The sequence below is a fragment of the Streptomyces sp. NPDC008125 genome (assembly GCF_042957125.1).
In the GTDB taxonomy this organism is placed as follows: Bacteria; Actinomycetota; Actinomycetes; order Streptomycetales; family Streptomycetaceae; genus Streptomyces.
The window spans coordinates 194,676-214,040 of sequence record NZ_JBIBHR010000001.1 but is presented as its reverse complement, the minus strand read 5'-3'; the positions used below and the strand labels follow the sequence as shown (position 1 = coordinate 214,040).

Here is a 19,365-nt window from a genome sequence, read left to right as displayed (position 1 = left end):
GCCGTTCACTTCCCCTCGTTGCGGTTGGCCCGCAGGTAGAACACCGCGAAGACGGCGGAGATCAGGATCAGGATGTTGCCGACCACCGCGCCCGCGCCGAAGTCCAGCTGGGCGAAGGAGTTCTGGTACGTCAGGGTGCCCAGGGTCTGGGTGGAGTCGGCGGGGCCGCCGTCGGTCAGGGCGAGGACCAGGTCAAGGATCTTGACGGTCGACATGAAGCCGAGCACCAGCACCACGGTGATGACCGGCTTCAGCAGCGGCAGGGTGATGGAGCGGAACTGGCGCCAGGCGGAGGCGCCGTCGAGCGAGGCCGCCTCGTACATCTCCTTCGGGACCTCCTGCAGGCCGCCGTAGAGGATCACCATGTTGAACGGGATGCCGATCCAGATGTTCACCATGATGACCGAGATCAGCGCCATGCCGGTGCTGCTCAGCCAGGGGGTGTCTCCGGCGCCGAACAGGCCGAGGAAGGAGTTGAGCACGCCGGTGTCCTGGTCGAGGATGCGGCGCCAGACGACACCGGACACGACCATCGGAACCAGCCAGGGCAGCAGGATCAGCGACCGCAGGATCCCGTTGAGCGGGAAGCGGCGGTTGAAGAACACCGCGAGGGCGAGACCGATGCAGAACTGCCCGATCAGCGAGCCGATCGTGAAGAGGATGGTCTGCCACAGCGCCTTGCCGAACAGGTCGTCCTGGAAGACGTTCTTCCAGTTGTCGAACCCGTTGAAGGGGGCCTCACCCGTGAAGAAGGTGGACGGCGTGTAGTGCTGGAAGCTCATCACGACGTTGCGGACGAGCGGGTAGCCGAAGAACAGCAGCATGAAGACGACGGCGGGGGCGATGAACCCCCACTGGGCCAGGGTGCGGCGGCGCCCCAGCGAGCCCGGCTTCGGGCTCTTGGCCGCGGGGACCGCCGCGGGGGCGGACGCCCCGGACGCGGCAGCGGGTGCGGAAGCAGCGGTTGAAGACATGTTCGGATACCTCAGTTCCCGCTCGCGACACGCTGCTGGGCGTGGTGGAGGGCCGACTCACTGGACTGGCCGGTGAGGGCCGACTGGAAGGCGCTCTGCAGGGCCAGGGACACGGAGGTCCAGCCGGAGCCGAGCTGCGCGGTGCGCGAGCGGGCGGTGGCCACCTGGTCGGCGAGCGAACTGAGCGACGGCACCTTCTTCCGCCACACGGCGGCCGCCTTCTCGTTGGCCGGGATCATCCAGCTGTTCAGCGCGTAGGTGACCTCCTCCTGCTCGCTGGTCATGCAGTTGACGATCTTCGCGGAGGTCTTCTCCCGCGCGGTGTCACCGACGTCCGGGATGGTCAGCATCCCGCCGCCCAGCGGACCCACCGAGTCGTCGCCGGACTTCGGCACGGGGATCTGCGCGATGCCCCAGTGCAGGTTCTTCTTCGTGTTGAGCGTCTCGACCTGCCACGGACCGTTGATCATCATGGCCGCGTTGCCCGCCATGAACTGGTCGTTGACGTCGGCCTGGGTCCAGTTGACGGTGGACTTGGAGAGGGAGCCGTCCTTGATGAGGGACTTCCAGTAGTCCAGCGCCTCGACCACCTGCGGCGAGTCGAGGTCGGTCTCGTCGCCGCCGTTGGACCACATGAACGGCGTGAACTGGTAGACCCCGTCCTCCGCGCCGCCCGCGCTGAGCGCGATGCCGTAGCTCCCCTTCCCGGTGAGCTGCTTGGCGGTGGCCTGCATCTCGGCCCAGGTGGTGGGCACCGGCAGTCCGGCCTTGTCGAGGATGTCCTTGTTGTAGAAGAGCGCGAGCGTGTTCACCGTGCGCGCCGCCCCGTAGTACGTGCCCTTGTACGAGCCGTAGTCGAGGATGCCCTGGGGGATGTCCGCGGTGGAGACGCCCAGCTTCTTCAGGTCCAGCAGCCCGCCGGTCTCGGCGAACGTCGGCATCTCGGAGCCGTCGAACTGGATGATGTCGGGCAGCGACTTCGAGGAGGCCATCCGCAGCGACTTCGTCATGACCTGCGCGGCCGGTACGGACTGCTGCTCGATGGTGACGCCCAGCTGCTTGCTGCAGCGCTTCAGGGTCGCGGCGTCCCAGCCGTGGTACGAGTCGTCCGTCGAGGAGTTCAGGACGGTGAACACGCTCGTGTCCCGCTGCTGGCCGCAGCCGGAGAGGGCCACGGCGCCGACGAGCGCGGAGACAACGGTGAGCGGGACGACGACCCGCCGGTCGAGACGGCGGCGCCGCTGGCGCGGTCCGTCCGTTATGTGTGCTGTCACGGAGGTGCCCTTGCGTGGGGAGTGGGCCGGGCTCCGCGGGACACCGGTGTCCCGCGGAGGGGTGTGTGATCCGGGTACGGGTCCGGCTGGTTCCGTATCCGGCGGGGCTGACCCGCGCGACCGTGCGCGGGGTGGCCCCGGCGTCGGGGTCAGTGGACGCCCGGGGGGCGGTCCGAGGCCGGACGGTCCGGCACGCCGAAGAGGGCATCGTCCCGTCCGGCCGCCGGCAGGAGACCGGAGACGGACCTGCACGCGGACGGGGGAGTGAAGCGGTCAGACATGTCTGCCTCGTGATCGACGAGCCCGGACGGCTGCTCTGCCGACCGACCAATTTGTTCAGTGCAAGTACTAATACCCCTTAAGTCGATGTGGCGCTAGACCTCTTCTGTGACAGAAGGGTCACTCCGGGGCAACTTTGCCCGCCCACGCCGGTGCACACTGCCCGGAGGGGCGATTTTCGTGCCCGATCCACAGCAATCACCGCGTATTTGTTTTGTGTACGATCAAATGAGATTCCCCGGGAACGAGGTGCGCCGTGCCGTCCGGAGCGATACGGATGGGGCCAGGCCGAGGCCCCTGTGCGTCCGTCCGCGAGGGCACCGCGCGCGCGGCTCACCCCATCGCCAGGACCGGGTGCCGGCTCTCCGGCCGGCTCGCGAACGTCCCCCGGTCCACCGGAACGGGCCGCCGTAGGCCCGGACCCGCGGACCCCCGATCCTCCGAACCACTGCAGAACGGCTAAGGACCCCCCATGAAGTTCACCGACGGCTTCTGGCAGATGCGGGACGGTGTGGACGCCTCGTACGCCACCGAACTCCGCGATCTGCGCCTGGACACCGACCGGCTCACCGCCTACGCCGCGGTCAAGCGCGTCGAGCGGCGCGGCGACACGCTCAACGCCCCGCTCATCACGGTCGAGGCGTACTCGCCCGCCGAGGGCGTCATCGGCGTGCGGGTCACCCACCTCGCCGGGAAGCGCAACCCCGGCCCGGAGTTCGGCCTGCCCGGCGCCACCGGGGACGCGACCGCCACCACCCGCCGGGAGAACGGCGCCGCCGAGCTCACCAGCGGCCCGCTCACCCTGCGGCTCTCCGACTCGGGCGCCTTCGGCCTGGACTTCCTGGACGGCGAAGGCCGCCTGCTGACCGCCGCAGGGCGCAAGGGCACCGCCTTCGCCACCGTGCCGGACGGCGGCCACCACATGGCCGTACAGCTCGCCCTCGGCGTCGGCGAGACCATCCACGGGCTCGGCGAGCGCTTCACCCCGTACGTGAAGAACGGCCAGGTCGTCGACATCTGGCAGGCGGACGGCGGCACCAGCAGCGAACAGGCGTACAAGAACATCCCGTTCTACCTCTCCTCGCGCGGCTACGGCGTCTTCGTCAACCACCCCGGCAAGGTCTCCTTCGAGGTCGGCTCCGAGGCCGTGGGGCAGGTGCAGTTCAGCGTCGAGGACCAGACGCTGGAGTACTTCGTCATCGCCGGCCCGACGCCCAAGGACGTCCTCGCCCGCTACACCGCCCTCACCGGCCGCCCCGCGCTGCCGCCGGCCTGGTCCTTCGGTCTCTGGCTGACGACCTCGTTCACCACCTCGTACGACGAGAAGACCGTCACCTCGTTCGTCGAGGGCATGGCGGACCGGGGCATCCCGCTCTCCGTCTTCCACTTCGACTGCTTCTGGATGCGCGAGTACCAGTGGTCGGACTTCGAATGGGACCCGGAGGTGTTCCCCGACCCGGTGGGCATGCTCGCCCGCCTCAAGGCGCGGGGCCTGCGGATCTGCCTCTGGATCAACCCGTACATCGCGCAGAAGAGCGCGCTGTACGCGGAAGGGGCCGAGAAGGGCTACTTCGTCCGCACCGCCGACGGCGACGTCTGGCAGTGGGACAAGTGGCAGGCCGGCATGGCGCTGGTCGACTTCACCAACCCCGAGGCGACCGCCTGGTTCCAGAGCAAGCTCAAGGTGCTGCTCGACCAGGGCGTCGACGGCTTCAAGACGGACTTCGGCGAGCGCATCCCCACGGAGGTCGTCTGGCACGACGGCTCCGACCCCGAGCGGATGCACAACTACTACACGCACCTCTACAACAAGGCCGTCTTCGAGCTCCTGGAGAAGGAGCGCGGCCAGGGCGAGGCCGTCCTCTTCGCCCGCTCGGCGACCGCCGGCGGCCAGCAGTTCCCCGTCCACTGGGGCGGCGACTGCTGGTCCTCCTTCGGCGCGATGGCCGAGTCGCTGCGGGGCGGGCTCTCCCTGAGCCTCTCCGGCTTCGGCTTCTGGAGCCACGACATCGGCGGCTTCGAGGGCACCCCCGACCCGGCCGTCTTCAAGCGCTGGCTCGCCTTCGGCCTCCTCTCCTCGCACAGCCGGCTGCACGGCTCCTCGTCCTACCGCGTGCCGTGGGAGTTCGGCGACGAGGCGGTGGACGTCGCCCGGCAGTTCACCGAACTGAAGCACCGGCTGATGCCGTACCTGTACGGAGCCGCCGTGGAGGCCCACCGCACCGGCGTCCCGGTGATGCGCCCGATGCTGCTGGAGTTCCCGGACGATCCGGCGACCCGCACGGTGGACCGCCAGTACCTCCTCGGCGGGGACGTCCTCGTCGCCCCGGTCTTCACCGAGGACGGGCAGGTCGAGTACTACGTCCCCGAGGGCACCTGGACCCACCTGCTCACCGGCGAGACCGTCACCGGACCGGCCTGGCGCCAGGAGGTGCACGGCTTCGACAGCCTCCCGCTGCTGGTCCGCCCCGGCGCGGTCCTGCCGCTCGGCGCGGACGTCTCGCGCCCGGACGGCGACTGGCTCGACGGCCTCGAACTGCGCGTGTACGCCCCCGCCGGAACCGGTGACTTCACCCGAACGGTCACCGTTCCCGACCTCACCGGCGCCCCCGCGGCGACCTTCCGGGTGGTCCGCGAGGGCGACGTGGTGCGTGTGACCTCGGACACGGCCCGCCCGTACACCGTCGAGCTCGTGGGCGAGGACTCCCTGCAGGTGGTCCGCGACTGATTCGTATACGACCGGGGGGCGACAGCCGCCCCGGTACGGACCGCCGCCCCCGGTGACGCGCCCATTCCGCCCGCGCGTCACCGGGGGCGGTGCGCGCGGGCGGGTGCGCCGCGGGGCCCCTCGTGGGCGGGCGCGTCGCGGGGCGGCGGTCCGCACGGAATGCGATCGTGGTCCGGCGGGTTTGCATGATCGCAGCGACACGCACGAAGAACGGACGCACCATGGGCGAGTTGATCCTGATCCGGCACGGCGAGACCGAATGGTCCCGGAACGGCCGGCACACCAGCTACACCGATCTGCCGCTCACCGAGTTCGGCGAGACCCAGGCCCGCGCACTCGTCCCGCTGCTCGCGGACCGGCAGATCGGGCTCAGCCTCGTCAGCCCCTCGGTCCGCGCCCGCCGCACCGCCGAACTGGCCGGGCTCACCTCGCCCCGCATCATCCCGGAGCTGCGCGAATGGGACTACGGCGGCTACGAGGGCATCACCACCGTCGACATCCACCGCACCCGCCCCCTCTGGAACCTCTGGACCGACGGGGTCGAGGCCGGTCCCACCGCGCACCCGGGTGAGAGCCCGGCCGAGATCGGCGAGCGGGCCGACAAGGTGCTCGCCGGGGTACGCGCGACGGCCGAAGGCCTCGCGAGCGACGAGGACATCGTGCTCGTCGCCCACTCCCACTTCCTGCGCGTGCTCACCGCCCGCTATCTGGAGCTGCCCCCGGCCGGCGGCAACCTCTTCCAGCTGGCCACCGGGGCGATCTCCCGGCTGGGCACCGAGCACGGGCAGCCCGTGATCACCGCGTGGAACCTGGCGCTGCCCGAGAGCCTCGTCCGCGAGGTCCGCCGGGACCGCTGACCCGCCCGCGCGCCGCGGTCGCCGTGTGACAGCGGGCGGTCACGCATACGGCACACCGCACCCCGAGCCCGATACGGAACGGCCGGCACCCGAAGGACACGGTGCCGGCCGTTCCGCTTTCCTCCGGGCCGTTCCGTGCCCGTCCGTACGGTCCTGTCGCCTTCATTTCCTGCACGTTCGGGAATTGAACACAGGCGCACCGGTGATGCGGGTGTACGGCCTGAACTCGACCGATTCGCCCGGATCGAATTCCTCGCGTTCCGGGCGGATATCGGCCGTGTTTCCCGTCCGGATCGGTGTTTGACGCCATTTGTTGTGACCCGGACGGCGGGGGATCCAGCCCGAAACGGGCACTCCGGGCGCCCCGTGCGGACCCGCGCGACGGCCGGGCGGTCCCGCGTTTCCAGGCGGTTACAGGAGGCGTGCCGGGCGAATCGTCGAAATACCGGAAATGCTGCCGTCGGGCGATGGGCGCACGGTGCCGACGTATCGGCGAGGTCTCAACTCGGGAAAGACTCCCGGGCAAACCTGCATTCGATCTTGCTCCGTCGGCCGCAAGTGGACTATACCTGTCGGCGTCTGCACAGCCGTTCCACACGGCTGCGCACTCGGAGGAGTGCGGGGGAGCGGGACGAGGCACGCCATGAGCTGCTTCGCTGTACGTTCTTCCGGCACGCCGGGCCGAGCCAGGCAATCCGGTACGTCTCTCTGCATGACCCAAGCGCAACCGACCGCGCGGTGGCGGGGCCCTTCGCCTGAGGCGAGATCTCGACGGGTGACCGGTACACCGCCTGAGTCCTGATGAAGGTGAGGACTTGAGCATGGGATCGACCTCCGCCCACGACAATGAGGGTCTCGGCCGTCGCGATCTGATCAAGCGGTCCGCCGCTCTCGGCGTGATCACCGTTCCCACGATGAGCTTCCTGGCGTCCTGCGCCAGCGGTGACAGCGGCTCCGACGAGAAGGTCGAGAAGGGCACCAAGTCGGCGGAGAACCCGCTGGCCGTCAACGAGAGCGCACCGCTCGAACTGGTCATCTTCGACGGCGGGTTCGGCACCAAGTACGCCGAGGACGCCAAGGCCGTCTACGCGAAGACGTACCCCAAGGCCAAGGTCACGTTCTCCAAGACGCAGAAGATCCAGTCGGTCCTCCAGCCCCGCTTCAACGGCGGTACCCCGCCGGACCTGATCGACAACTCCGGTGCGCAGCAGATGGACATGGGCGTCCTGGTCGGCAAGAAGCAGCTCGCGGACCTGACTCCGCTGCTCGACGCCCCGTCCATCGACGACCCGAGCAAGACGGTGCGCGACACCCTGCGCCCGGGCATCGTCGAGATGGGCCAGTTCGACGGCGACCCGGTCTGGATCCTGTACTACGCCTACACGGTGTACGGCGTCTGGTACTCGCAGACCGCCCTCGACAAGCTCGACGCGACGTACCCGGAGAACTGGGACGACATGCTCGCGCTCTGCGCGAAGGCGAAGAAGAAGGGGATCGCCGGCTGGACCTACGCCGGCAAGTACCCCTACTACCTGCCGTTCTCGCTCTACCCCTTCATCGCCAAGATCGGCGGTGCCGAGGTGCTCGACGCCATCGACAACCTGGAGCCGAAGGCGTGGGAACACCCCGCCGTCAAGGCCGCGTTCGAGGCGTACTACGAGCTCTACAAGAAGGGCTACGTCCTGGAGGGGACCCCGGGCCTGGACCACCGCGGTTCCCAGGGCGCGTGGGCCAACGGCAAGGCGCTCTTCATCCCCAACGGCTCCTGGGTGGAGAACGAGGAAGCCGCCATCATCCCCAAGGACTTCAAGCTGTCCGTGGGCGCGCCTTCCGGCCTCGACTCCTCGGACAAGATGCCGTTCGGCACCATCTGGGCGTCCGGCGGTGAGCCCTTCGTCGTCCCGGCCAACGCGAAGAACGCCGAAGGCGGCATGGAGCAGCTGCGCATCATGCTCAGCGAGGCCTCCTCGAAGTCCTTCACCACCAGCACCAAATCCCTGTCCGCCTACAACGGCGGCACCGACGGCATCGAGCTGTCGGACGGCCTCAAGTCCGGTGTCGCCGCGCTGGAGAAGGCCGGGACCAACGTCGTCAACCCGCGCATGCAGGACTGGTACGTGAAGCTCCAGAAGGAGCAGATCGGCGTCTCCGGTCTCGGCGAGATGATGGCCGGCCGGGCGACCCCCGCCGAGACGATCAAGAAGATCCAGGGCTACGCGGACGCGGCGGCCAAGGACGAGTCCATCAAGCACTTCAAGCACCAGTGATCGACGCGTCACCAGCGGCGGCACGGCAGGAAGGTCGGAGTCGGTAACGATGCAGCACGGTAAATACCGGTTCATAGTCGGGTTCTTGATCGCCCCGATGGCGTTGTACGTCATCTTCGTCGTCTGGCCCTTCATCCAGTCCATCTACTATTCGTTCACGGACTGGACGGGGCTGAGCCCCGACTTCGAGATGGTCGGCTTCGACAACTACACCAAGATGTTCAAGGACGACGTCTTCTGGAAATCGCTGGAGCACAGTGTGCTGCTGGCGATGCTGCTGCCGCTGGTGACGCTGGGGCTCGCCCTCTTCTTCGCCTTCATGCTCAATGTGGGCGGGCGGCGCCGAAAGGGCGCGGTCATCTCGGGCGTGCGTGGATCGGGTTTCTACAAGATCGCCTACTTCTTCCCGCAGGTCCTCTCCATCGCGATCGTGGCGATCCTGTTCCAGTTCGCCTTCGACCCCGCCCAGGGCATGATCAACGGCTCGCTGAAGGCGTTCGGCTTCGAGCACCTGCCGAACTGGCTCGGCGATCCGAAGCTCGCGCTCTGGTGCATCATGGCGGTCCTCGTCTGGTGCACGACCGGCTTCTTCGTCGTCCTCTTCTCGGCGGGCATGGCGTCCATCCCGAAGGACTTCTACGAGGCGGCGCTGCTGGACGGGGCGAGCAGGTTCACCACGTTCTTCCGGATCACGCTCCCGCTGCTCTGGGACACCGTGCAGTCCGGCTGGGTCTACATGGGCATCCTCGCGCTGGGCGCCGAGGGCTTCGCGGTGGTGAACATCATGAGCGTCGGGCCCGGCGGACCCGACTACTCGACCACCGTCCTGCCGCTGTACGTCTACCAGGCGGCGTTCCGCGACGGACAGGCCGGATACGCGACCACGATCGGCGTCGCCCTGCTCCTCGTGACCCTGGCGTTCGCCGCCGTCGTCATGAAGCTGGGCCGGCGCGAGCGGCTGGAGTACTGATGAAGACCACTGACACCCCGCCCGCCCTCCGCCAGGAGGCCGACGTCCCCGGACAGCGGACCGCCGAGGCCGGCTCCGCGGGCACGACCCGTGCGAAGCGCGGTGAGGGACACGTCCTCAACGTGTTCTCGCACGGTGTGCTCGTGATCTGGGCGATCCTGGTGATCCTGCCGCTGTTCTGGGCCGTGATGTCCGCCTTCAAGTCGGACAAGGCCATCTTCAACTCCCCGTGGGCGCTGCCCGACTCCCTGAGCTTCGACGCCTGGGGACGGGCCTGGGACCAGGCGCACATGAGCGAGTACTTCCTCAACACCGTTCTGGTGGTCGGGGGATCGCTCGTCGGCACGCTGGTGCTGGGTTCGATGGCCGCGTACGTACTGGCCCGGTTCGAGTTCCCCGGCAACCGGTTCATTTACTTCTTGTTCGTCGGCGGCATGAGCTTCCCGGTCATGCTGGCGCTGGTCCCGCTGTTCTACGTCATGGACAACATGGGGCTGCTGAACACGATCCACGGCCTGATCCTCGTGTACATCGCGTACTCGCTGCCGTTCACCGTGTTCTTCCTGACGTCGTTCTTCCGTACCCTGCCGACGTCGGTCGCGGAGGCGGCGCTGATCGACGGCGCCTCGCACACCCGGACCTTCTTCCAGGTGATGCTGCCGATGGCGAAGCCCGGTCTGATCAGCGTCGGGATCTTCAACTTCCTCGGGCAGTGGAACCAGTACATGCTTCCGACGGTGCTGAACACCGACCCGGACAAGCGGGTGCTGGCGCAGGGACTGGTGGAGCTTTCCACCAGCCAGGGGTACAAGGGGGACTACTCCGGGCTCTTCGCCGGACTCGTCATCGCCATGCTCCCCGTCCTCGCCGCGTACATCGTCTTCCAGCGTCAGGTGGTGGCCGGTCTGACCGCCGGAGCACTCAAGTAGCACCTGCGCTTCACCCCGGCTTCACCACGGAACCGCCCTGCCGCCTCCGGCCGTTGGGCGGTTTCGTCCGTGTTCCCCCGAATTCGGCCGGCCTCATGTGGGGAGGTGCCGCGCTCATACGGGCTCCGCACGCTCAAGGTCTTGACGGGGCACACCTTGGAACGGTCAGCTATTGGTTCACATGTTAGAGAAAACGGCAGGAGTGAGTGAGTCGATGGAGACTCCGGGGTCGCAGACATCTCTGCATAGGGCCAATCTCGAGCGGGTCGTACGTGCCGTGCGCATGGCGGGGTCACTCACCCAGGCGGAAATCGCCAGGAGTACCGGCCTCTCCGCGGCCACCGTCTCCAACATCGTGCGCGAGCTGAAGGACGGCGGCACCGTCGAGGTGACCCCCACCTCGGCCGGCGGCCGCAGGGCCAGGAGCGTCTCGCTCAGCGGCGACGCGGGTGTCGTGATCGGGGTGGACTTCGGCCATACGCACCTCCGGGTGGCGATCGGCAACCTGGCCCACCAGGTCCTCGCCGAGGAGTCCGAACCGATGGACGTGGACGCCTCCTCCGCGGAGGGGTTCGGGCGGGCGGAAGCGCTGGTCAACCGGCTGATCCGGACCACCGGGATCGGGCAGGACAAGATCATCGGGGTGGGGCTCGGAGTGCCCGGCCCGATCGACGTGGAGTCGGGCACCCTCGGCTCCACGTCGATCCTGCCGGGATGGACGGGCATCAATCCCAGCGCGGAGCTCGCCACCCGCCTCGGCGTGCCCGTCTACGTCGACAACGACGCCAATCTCGGGGCCCTGGGGGAGCTGGTCTGGGGGAGCGGGCGGGGGGTCCGGGACCTCGCGTACATCAAGGTCGCCAGCGGGGTGGGCGCCGGTCTGGTGATCAACGGGGCGATCTACCGGGGCCCCGGGGGGACCGCCGGGGAGATCGGCCACATCACCCTCGACGAGGCCGGTCCGGTCTGCCGCTGCGGCAACCGCGGGTGCCTGGAGACCTTCACCGCCGCCCGGTACGTCCTGCCGCTCCTGCGGCCCAGCCACGGACCGGACTTGACCATGGACCGGGTCGTCCAGCTGGCCCGCGAGGGCGACCCGGGGTGCCGCCGGGTGATCGCCGACGTCGGCCGGCACATCGGCAGCGGCGTGGCGAACCTGTGCAACCTCCTCAACCCCAGCCGGGTCGTACTCGGCGGATCGCTCGCGGAGGCAGGGGAGTTGGTCCTCGGGCCCATCCGCGACTCCGTCGCGCGCTACTCCATCCCGAGCGCCGCGCGACAGCTCTCGGTGCTTCCCGGGGCGCTCGGCGGCCGGGCCGAGGTGCTCGGCGCGCTGGCCCTCGTGCTGAGCGAGATGGGTGATTCGACCCTGTTGGAGGCGACTCTTTCGCCGGGGACTCCTGCCTTCACTTAGATAACGAATGGCACCGTTGTCATCTCGTTAAGTATTTACTCCTTGACGCCGCCCGTGCGGCCGAGTTGACTTCCGTCCACCTCGGCCGCAACGTCGCGGCCTCGTCAGGGAGGTTCGAGTTATGAACACGCGTATGCGCCGTGCCGCTGTCGCCGTTGCCGCCACCGCCATGGCGGTCTCGCTTGCCGCTTGTGGGAGCGCCAAGGAGTCCGGTGGCAAGTCGGACGACACGTCGGCCGCCAAGAAGGGCGACGACCTCAAGATAGGTCTGCTCCTTCCGGAGAACGCCACCGCTCGCTACGAGCAGTTCGACAAGCCGATCATCGAGAAGAAGATCGGCGAGCTGACCGGCGGCAAGGCGAAGGTCATCTACAGCAACGCCAAGCAGGACGCCACGCTGCAGGCGCAGCAGGTCGAGACCATGATCACCAACAAGGTCGACGCCCTGATCATCGACGCGGTCGACTCCGCCTCGATCGCCAACAGCGTGAAGAAGGCCAAGGACGCGGGCATCCCCGTCGTCGCCTTCGACCGCCTCGCCGAGGGCCCCATCGACGCCTACACCTCGTTCGACAACGAAGAGGTCGGCCGGGTCCAGGGCAAGGCCCTGCTGGAGGCGCTGGGTGACAACGCCTCCAAGGGGCAGATCGTGATGATGAACGGCGCCATCACCGACCCGAACGCCGCACTCTTCAAGAAGGGCGCCAAGTCCGTCCTGGACGGCAAGGTGACCGTCGGCAAGGAGTACGACACCAAGGAGTGGAAGCCGGAGAACGCCAACGCCAACATGGAGGCGGCGATCACGGCTCTCGGCAAGGACAAGATCGTCGGCGTCTACTCCGCCAACGACGGCATGGCCGGCGGTATCATCACCGCCCTCAAGGCCTCCGGCCTGAAGACCCTCCCGCCGGTCACCGGTCAGGACGCCGAACTCGCGGGCGTGCAGCGCATCGTCGCCGGTGAGCAGTTCATGAGCGTCTACAAGCCGTACGCCCCGGAGGGTGAGGCCGCCGCCACCATGGCCGTCTCGCTGGCCAAGGGCGAGAAGATCGCCGCGTCGGTCGCCACCTCGACGGTGGACAGCCCCACCACCAAGGGTGTCCCGACCTACCTCGTCCCGGTCGTCTCGCTGACCAAGGACAACATCAAGGACACGGTCATCGAGGACGGCGTCTACACCGCCGCCCAGATCTGCACCACCCAGTTCAAGGCCGCCTGCGACGCGATCGGCCTGAAGTAGCCCCACCCGCCGGACCCCGCCGCCGCGTCCACGCGGCCGGCGGGGCCCCGGCAGGGACCGGCCCCGCACCGGCGGAGCAGCCGGCCCCGGGCCCGCCGCACAGCGGCCCGCCCGCCCGAAGCCTGTCCGGCGCCCCGCCCCTTCACCAGCCCCGCTAACGGGCGGGGCGCCGGACGGAAACGCTTCCTCGCTTTCTCTTCTGCTCAACCACCGCGCCTCCCCCCAGGCGCGGCATCCCCGCCGGTCAGGCGGCGAAGGAGATGGTTCACGTGTCCGCTACGCCCGTGTTGGCGTTGCGAGGGATCTCCAAGCGATTCGGTGCCGTACAGGTACTCACCGAAGTCGACCTCGAGGTCCACGCCGGAGAGGTTGTCGCCCTGGTCGGCGACAACGGAGCCGGTAAATCAACGCTGGTCAAGACCATTGCCGGTGTCCACCCCATCGATGACGGCGTCATCGAGTGGCAGGGCAAGCCGGTCCACATCAACCGCCCCCAGGACTCCCAGGGTCTGGGCATCGCGACGGTCTACCAGGACCTCGCCCTGTGCGACAACCTCGACGTCGTGGGCAACCTCTACCTCGGCCGGGAACTGCGCCGCTTCGGCATCCTCGACGAGGTGGAGATGGAGCGCCGCTCCCGCGAACTGCTCTCCACGCTCTCCATCCGCATCCCCAGCGTCCGCATCCCGATCGCCTCGCTCTCCGGCGGTCAGCGTCAGACGGTGGCCATCGCGCGTTCGATGCTCGGTGAGCCCAAGCTCGTCATCCTCGACGAGCCGACGGCCGCCCTCGGCGTCGAGCAGACCGCCCAGGTCCTCGACCTGGTCGAGAGGCTGCGCGAGCGCGGTCTCGCGGTCATCCTCATCAGCCACAACATGGCCGACGTCAAGGCGGTGGCCGACAAGGTCGCCGTCCTGCGTCTCGGCCACAACAACGGCGTCTTCGACGTGAAGACCACCTCGCACGAAGAGATCATCTCTGCCATCACGGGTGCCACGGACAACGCCGTGACCCGTCGTGCGGCGCGCACCGCGGAGGTTTCGAAGTGACCACGGACAAGACCTCCACCGCCGCGGCGGAGAAGCCGGTCGTCAACCAGGAGGCCGCCGCGGGCGCCGCCACCGCGGTCGACCCCCGGCTGCTCGTACGCGAGCAGGGCCTCGGCGGCTACTTCGGTGAGTTCAAGCGCAAGATCGGTGCCGGTGACCTGGGCTCGCTCCCGGTGATCCTCGGTCTGATCATCATCTGCGTCGTCTTCCAGAGCATGAACTCCGAGTTCCTCTCCGCGAAGAACATCACCGACATCTCCGTCACGATGGTCGCCACCGGCATGATGGCCGTCGGCATCATCTTCGTGCTGCTGCTCGGTGAGATCGACCTCTCGGTCGGCTCGGTCAGTGGTGTCTCGGGCGCCCTCATCGCGGTGCTGACCATCACGCACGGCATGAACGAATGGCTCGCCATCCTCATCGCCATCGTCAGCGGTGCGGTGATCGGCGCGATCCACGGCTTCTTCTTCGCCAAGATCGGTGCCCCGGCCTTCGCCGTCACCCTGGCAGGCCTGCTGTTCTGGCTCGGCTTCATGCTCAACCTGCTCGGTGACACGGGCACCATCAACCTGGACAGCGAAGGCGTCGTCGGCCAGATGACGACGTACTACTTCACCGATGTCGCCGCGGCCTACGGCCTCGCCCTGGTCGGCGTGGTGATCTTCTTCCTGTCGGCCTTCTTCGACAGCCGTCGCCGCGAGGCGGCCGGTGTCCCGGCCCGTCCGCTCGCCGACATCATCGTGCGCACGGCCGTCCTGGCGGTCTTCGCCTTCGCCGCCGCGTTCATGTTCAACCAGGACCGCGGTCTGCCCCTGGCGTTCGTCCTCTTCCTCGCCGTCCTGGTCATCACGGACTTCGTGCTGCGCCGTACGGCGTACGGCCGGAAGATCTTCGCCCTCGGCGGCAGCGTCGAGGCCTCCCGCCGTGCCGGTATCAACGTCACCGCGATCCGCGTCTCGGTGTTCGCCATCGCCGGTACGTTCGCGGCCATCGGCGGCCTGTTCTGGGCCTCCAAGATCGCGTCCGCCAACCAGAGCGCCGGTACCGGCGACCTGCTGATGAACGTCATCGCGGCGGCCGTCATCGGCGGCACCAGCCTCTTCGGTGGCCGGGGCCGCACCTGGAACGCCCTCCTCGGCGTGATGGTGATCGTCTCCATCCAGTACGGTCTGAACCTCGAAGGCATCGCCACCCCGGTCCAGTACATGATCACGGGTGCCGTCCTCCTGGCGACGGTCTGCATCGACTCCGTCACCCGGAAGACCCAGAAGACGGCGGGCCGCGCCTGAACCACGGCTCCGCGCGGGTGCCCGGCGTCCCTCAGGGGGTGCCGGGCACCCGCGCGTCCGTGTGCGGCGCGTGTTCCCACCGTGTTCGAGGCCGGTCCCGGGGGACGACCGGCGCTCCCGGGGTAGGAGCATCCAGCGCGGAGCCGCGACGGGTGCGCGCCCCCGGGCGCCACGCCCGGCGGGACTCCGGGCGTGAGAAGGAACGCACCGCCCGATGCTGCGGCCCCGGGCCGGAACATTAGACTCGTCCAAATCGGCACGCTCGACCAGCTCATACGCAAGGAGGCACGGGTGGACCTGCTGACCCGCATCGAGGGACCGCGCGACCTGGACCGGCTCAGCCTCGACCAGCTGGAACAGCTCGCCGGGGAGATCCGTACGTTCCTGGTCGACGCCGTGTCCAAGACCGGTGGGCACCTGGGCCCCAACCTGGGCGTGGTCGAGCTGACCATCGCCCTCCACCGGGTCTTCGAGTCGCCCCGCGACAAGGTCCTCTTCGACACCGGCCACCAGAGCTACGTGCACAAGCTGCTCACGGGCCGCCAGGACTTCTCCCGGCTCAAGAGCAAGGGCGGCCTGTCGGGGTACCCCTCGCGCGCCGAGTCCGAGCACGACGTGATCGAGAACTCGCACGCCTCCACCGTCCTCGGCTGGGCCGACGGCCTCGCCAAGGCGAACGAGGTGCTGCGCAAGGACGACCACGTCGTCGCCGTCATCGGCGACGGGGCCCTCACCGGCGGCATGGCCTGGGAGGCGCTCAACAACATCGCCGCGGCCAAGGACCGCCCGCTCGTCATCGTCGTCAACGACAACGAGCGCTCCTACGCGCCCACCATCGGCGGCCTCGCCAACCACCTCGCCACCCTGCGCACCACGGACGGCTACGAGCGCTTCCTCGCCCGCGGCAAGGACCTCCTGGAGCGCACCCCCGTCGTCGGCCGGCCGCTCTACGAGACGCTGCACGGCGCGAAGAAGGGCCTCAAGGACTTCATCGCCCCCCAGGGCATGTTCGAGGACCTCGGCCTGAAGTACGTCGGCCCCATCGACGGCCACGACCTGGAGGCCCTGGAGTCCGCCCTGCTGCGCGCCAAGCGCTTCGGCGGACCGGTCATCGTCCACTGCATCACCGAGAAGGGCCGCGGCTACACCCCCGCCCTCCAGGACGAGGCCGACCGCTTCCACGCCGTCGGCAAGATCCACCCCGACACCGGGCTGCCCATCGCCACCTCCGGCCTCGACTGGACCTCCGTCTTCGGCGAGGAGATGGTCAAGCTCGGCCGGGAGCGCGAGGACATCGTCGCGATCACCGCCGCCATGCTCCAGCCGGTCGGCCTCGGCAAGTTCGAGGAAGAGTTCCCCGAGCGCATCTACGACGTCGGCATCGCCGAGCAGCACGCCGCGGTCTCCGCCGCCGGCCTCGCCACCGGCGGACTGCACCCCGTCTTCGCGGTGTACGCCACCTTCCTCAACCGCGCCTTCGACCAGGTCCTGATGGACGTCGCCCTGCACAGGTGCGGCGTCACCTTCGTCCTGGACCGGGCCGGCATCACCGGCACCGACGGCGCCTCGCACAACGGCATGTGGGACATGTCGATCCTCCAGTGCGTGCCGGGGCTGCGGATCGCGGCCCCGCGCGACGCCGACCAGGTCCGCGCCCAGCTGCGCGAGGCCGTCGACGTGGACGACGCGCCCACCGTGGTCCGCTTCTCCAAGGGAGCGGTCGGCCCGGCCGTCAAGGCGGTCGGCACCGTCGGCGGCATGGACCTGCTGCGTGTCCCCGGCACCGACCGGCCCGACGTGCTGCTGGTCTCCGTCGGCGCGCTCGCGCCCATGTGCCTGGAGATCGCGGACCTGCTCGACGCCCAGGGCATCTCCACCACCGTGGTCGACCCCCGCTGGGTCAAGCCGGTCGACGAGGCCATGGCCCCGCTCGCCGACCGCCACCGGGTCGTCGTCACCGTCGAGGACAACAGCCGCGTCGGAGGTGTCGGCTCCGCCGTCGCCCAGGCGCTCCGCGACGCGGGCGTCGACCTGCCACTGCGCGACTTCGGCATCCCGCCGGTCTTCCTCGACCACGCCTCGCGCAACGAGGTCATGGCCGAGATCGGCCTCACCGCCCCGGACATCGCCCGCCAGGTCACCGGGCTCGTCGCCAAGCTCGACGGCCGCTACGAGACCCGCGACGCGGAGCCCGCCCGCGACTGACCCCGGTCCGCGGCCGACCTCCGTGGCCGGCCCCCGCGACCGGCCCCGACGCCGGTGACGACCCGATCCGGACCCCGTCCGGCGCCCCCCCCGTGTACCGCCGAATGGGCCGGTCCCGCCTCCCTGTACGGGTGGTGGCACCGGCCCGTTCGCGCGACATGCCCCGCAAGGCGCCCCGAGTCCGGGGGACCTCCCCATGATGGCGCCCACGACGAGTGCGTGGAGGTACGCAGGTGAGCGTGGAGCAGGGGACACCCCCAGGCCGGGACGGGCTGTTCCGGACCAAGACGATCGAGCAGTCCCTGCGCGACACCGAGGAGCCCGAGCACGCGCTCAAGAAGTCGCTCTCCGCCCTCGATCTCACGGTCTTCGGCGTCGGAGTCGTCATCGGCACCGGCATCTTCGTCCTCACCGGCAAGGTCGCCAAGGAGACCGCGGGCCCCGCGACCGCCATCGCCTTCGCGGTCGCGGGCGTGGTCTGCGCGCTGGCCGCCCTCTGCTACGCCGAGTTCGCCTCCACGGTCCCCGTCGCGGGCTCCGCGTACACCTTCTCCTACGCCTCGCTCGGCGAGCTGGTGGCGTGGATCATCGGCTGGGACCTGGTGCTGGAATTCGCGCTGGGCACGGCGGTGGTGGCCGTCGGCTGGTCCGGGTACGTACGCTCACTGCTGGACAACGCGGACTGGGCGCTGCCCGACGTGCTCTCCGGGACCGACGTGGCGTCCGGCTTCGGCTTCGACCTCCTGGCGTTCCTCCTCGTGCTGGTCCTCACCGCCGTCCTGGTGCTCGGCATGAAGCTCTCGGCGCGGGTCACCACCGTGGTCGTCGCGATCAAGGTGGCCGTCGTCCTCGTCGTGATCGTCGCCGGGCTCTTCTTCATCGACTCCGGCAACTACTCGCCCTTCATCCCGGAGGCCGAGCCGCAGCCGTCCGGCACCGGGCTCGACTCCCCGCTGGTCCAGGCGGTGTTCGGCTACGCGCCCACCAACTTCGGCGTGATGGGCATCTTCACGGCCGCCTCCATCGTCTTCTTCGCCTTCATCGGCTTCGACGTGGTCGCCACCGCCGCCGAGGAGACCCGGCATCCCCAGCGGGACATGCCCCGGGGCATCCTCGGGTCACTCCTCATCTGCACCGTGCTCTACGTCGCCGTCTCCGTCGTGGTCACCGGCATGCAGCACTACACCGAACTCTCCGTGAGCGCCCCGCTCGCGGACGCCTTCAAGGCGGTCGGCCACCCCTTCTACGCGGGCGTCATCAGCTTCGGCGCCGCCGTCGGGCTCACCGTCGTCTGCATGATCCTGCTGCTGGGCCAGTCCCGCGTCTTCTTCGCGATGAGCCGCGACGGGCTGCTGCCCCGGTTCTTCTCCGTGACCCACCCGAAGTACGGCACCCCGTACCGCCCGACGATCCTGCTCGGTGTCGTCATCGCGATCGTCGCCGGATTCACCAGCATCGACGAGCTGGCGACCCTGGTGAACATCGGGACGCTCTTCGCGTTCGTGGTGGTCGCCCTCGGCGTGATCGTGCTGCGCCGCACCCGCCCCGACCTGCCCCGGGCCTTCCGTACTCCCTGGGTGCCGGTGCTCCCGGTCCTGTCGGTGGCCGCCTCCGTCTGGCTGATGCTCAACCTGCCGGTGGAGACCTGGCTCCGGTTCGCGATCTGGATGGCGCTGGGCGTGGTCATCTACTTCGTGTACGGGCGCAAGCACAGCCGACTGGCCACCGGCGGGAGGTGAGCCGTGGGGGGGGGGGGGGGGGGGGGGCGCGGGGGGGGGGGGGGGGGCGCGGCGCCCCCCCCGCCGGCGGGGCGGGGGGGGGGGGTGCCGGTTGGGTTGGGGGGGGGGGTTTAGTCGTGTTTGATTATGGGGTGGGTGTTGGGGGGGGGGC

13 protein-coding genes are annotated in these 19,365 nt (G+C 69.1%); 11 read left to right on the top strand and 2 right to left on the bottom strand.

The features are described from left to right. Nucleotides 1-5: 5 nt before the first annotated feature. Both ACFZAX_RS00910 and ACFZAX_RS00905 read right to left on the bottom strand, forming a co-directional pair. Nucleotides 6-974, bottom strand: coding sequence for an ABC transporter permease subunit (locus ACFZAX_RS00910; protein ID WP_390957750.1), 969 nt, complete (start codon nt 972-974; stop codon nt 6-8). Between the two features lie 11 nt (nt 975-985). Further along, the gene (locus ACFZAX_RS00905; RefSeq protein ID WP_390957747.1) at nt 986-2,248 is read right to left on the bottom strand and encodes an extracellular solute-binding protein; all 1,263 of its coding nucleotides are present in this window, start codon (nt 2,246-2,248) and stop codon (nt 986-988) included. Nucleotides 2,249-2,999: 751 nt separating this feature from the next. On the opposite strand from ACFZAX_RS00905, the gene yicI reads away from it, so the two are divergent. The 11 genes from yicI (at nt 3,000) to ACFZAX_RS00850 (ending at nt 19,214) form a co-directional block, all read left to right on the top strand. Further along, nucleotides 3,000-5,255 (top strand): alpha-xylosidase, encoded by a 2,256-nt coding sequence (gene yicI, locus ACFZAX_RS00900; RefSeq protein WP_390957745.1) that lies wholly within the window; start codon nt 3,000-3,002, stop codon nt 5,253-5,255. Between the two features lie 221 nt (nt 5,256-5,476). Beyond that, nucleotides 5,477-6,112 (top strand): histidine phosphatase family protein, encoded by a 636-nt coding sequence (locus ACFZAX_RS00895; protein WP_390957744.1) that lies wholly within the window; start codon nt 5,477-5,479, stop codon nt 6,110-6,112. An 821-nt stretch (nt 6,113-6,933) separates the two neighbouring features. Further along, nucleotides 6,934-8,379 carry an N-acetylglucosamine/diacetylchitobiose ABC transporter substrate-binding protein gene (gene ngcE, locus ACFZAX_RS00890; RefSeq protein WP_390957741.1) on the top strand — a complete coding sequence of 482 codons (1,446 nt, stop codon included), beginning with the start codon at nt 6,934-6,936 and terminating at the stop codon, nt 8,377-8,379. 49 nt (nt 8,380-8,428) lie between these two features. Next, on the top strand, nt 8,429-9,349 hold the full coding sequence (locus ACFZAX_RS00885) for an ABC transporter permease subunit (RefSeq protein WP_390957739.1): 921 nt from the start codon (nt 8,429-8,431) through the stop codon (nt 9,347-9,349). Beyond that, nucleotides 9,349-10,278, top strand: coding sequence for an ABC transporter permease subunit (locus ACFZAX_RS00880; RefSeq protein WP_390957737.1), 930 nt, complete (start codon nt 9,349-9,351; stop codon nt 10,276-10,278). Before ACFZAX_RS00885 ends, ACFZAX_RS00880 begins: the two co-directional genes overlap by 1 nt. 214 nt (nt 10,279-10,492) lie before the next feature. Beyond that, the gene (locus ACFZAX_RS00875) at nt 10,493-11,692 is read left to right on the top strand and encodes an ROK family protein (RefSeq protein ID WP_390957736.1); all 1,200 of its coding nucleotides are present in this window, start codon (nt 10,493-10,495) and stop codon (nt 11,690-11,692) included. 121 nt (nt 11,693-11,813) lie between these two features. Then, on the top strand, nt 11,814-12,932 hold the full coding sequence (locus tag ACFZAX_RS00870; RefSeq protein ID WP_390957734.1) for a substrate-binding domain-containing protein: 1,119 nt from the start codon (nt 11,814-11,816) through the stop codon (nt 12,930-12,932). Between the two features lie 260 nt (nt 12,933-13,192). Then, entirely contained in the window at nt 13,193-13,981 is a 789-nt protein-coding gene (locus tag ACFZAX_RS00865) for an ATP-binding cassette domain-containing protein (RefSeq protein WP_327178711.1), read from the top strand. Continuing rightward, nucleotides 13,978-15,270 (top strand): sugar ABC transporter permease, encoded by a 1,293-nt coding sequence (locus tag ACFZAX_RS00860; RefSeq protein ID WP_390957732.1) that lies wholly within the window; start codon nt 13,978-13,980, stop codon nt 15,268-15,270. The genes ACFZAX_RS00865 and ACFZAX_RS00860 overlap by 4 nt, the downstream gene beginning before the upstream one ends. A gap of 291 nt (nt 15,271-15,561) precedes the next feature. Then, complete coding sequence (gene dxs, locus ACFZAX_RS00855; protein ID WP_390957730.1) at nt 15,562-17,475, top strand: 1-deoxy-D-xylulose-5-phosphate synthase; 1,914 nt, start codon at nt 15,562-15,564, stop codon at nt 17,473-17,475. Between the two features lie 233 nt (nt 17,476-17,708). After that, nucleotides 17,709-19,214, top strand: a complete 1,506-nt coding sequence (locus ACFZAX_RS00850) for an amino acid permease (RefSeq protein ID WP_390957728.1) — start codon at nt 17,709-17,711, stop codon at nt 19,212-19,214. The last annotated feature ends 151 nt before the right edge of the window (nt 19,215-19,365 follow it).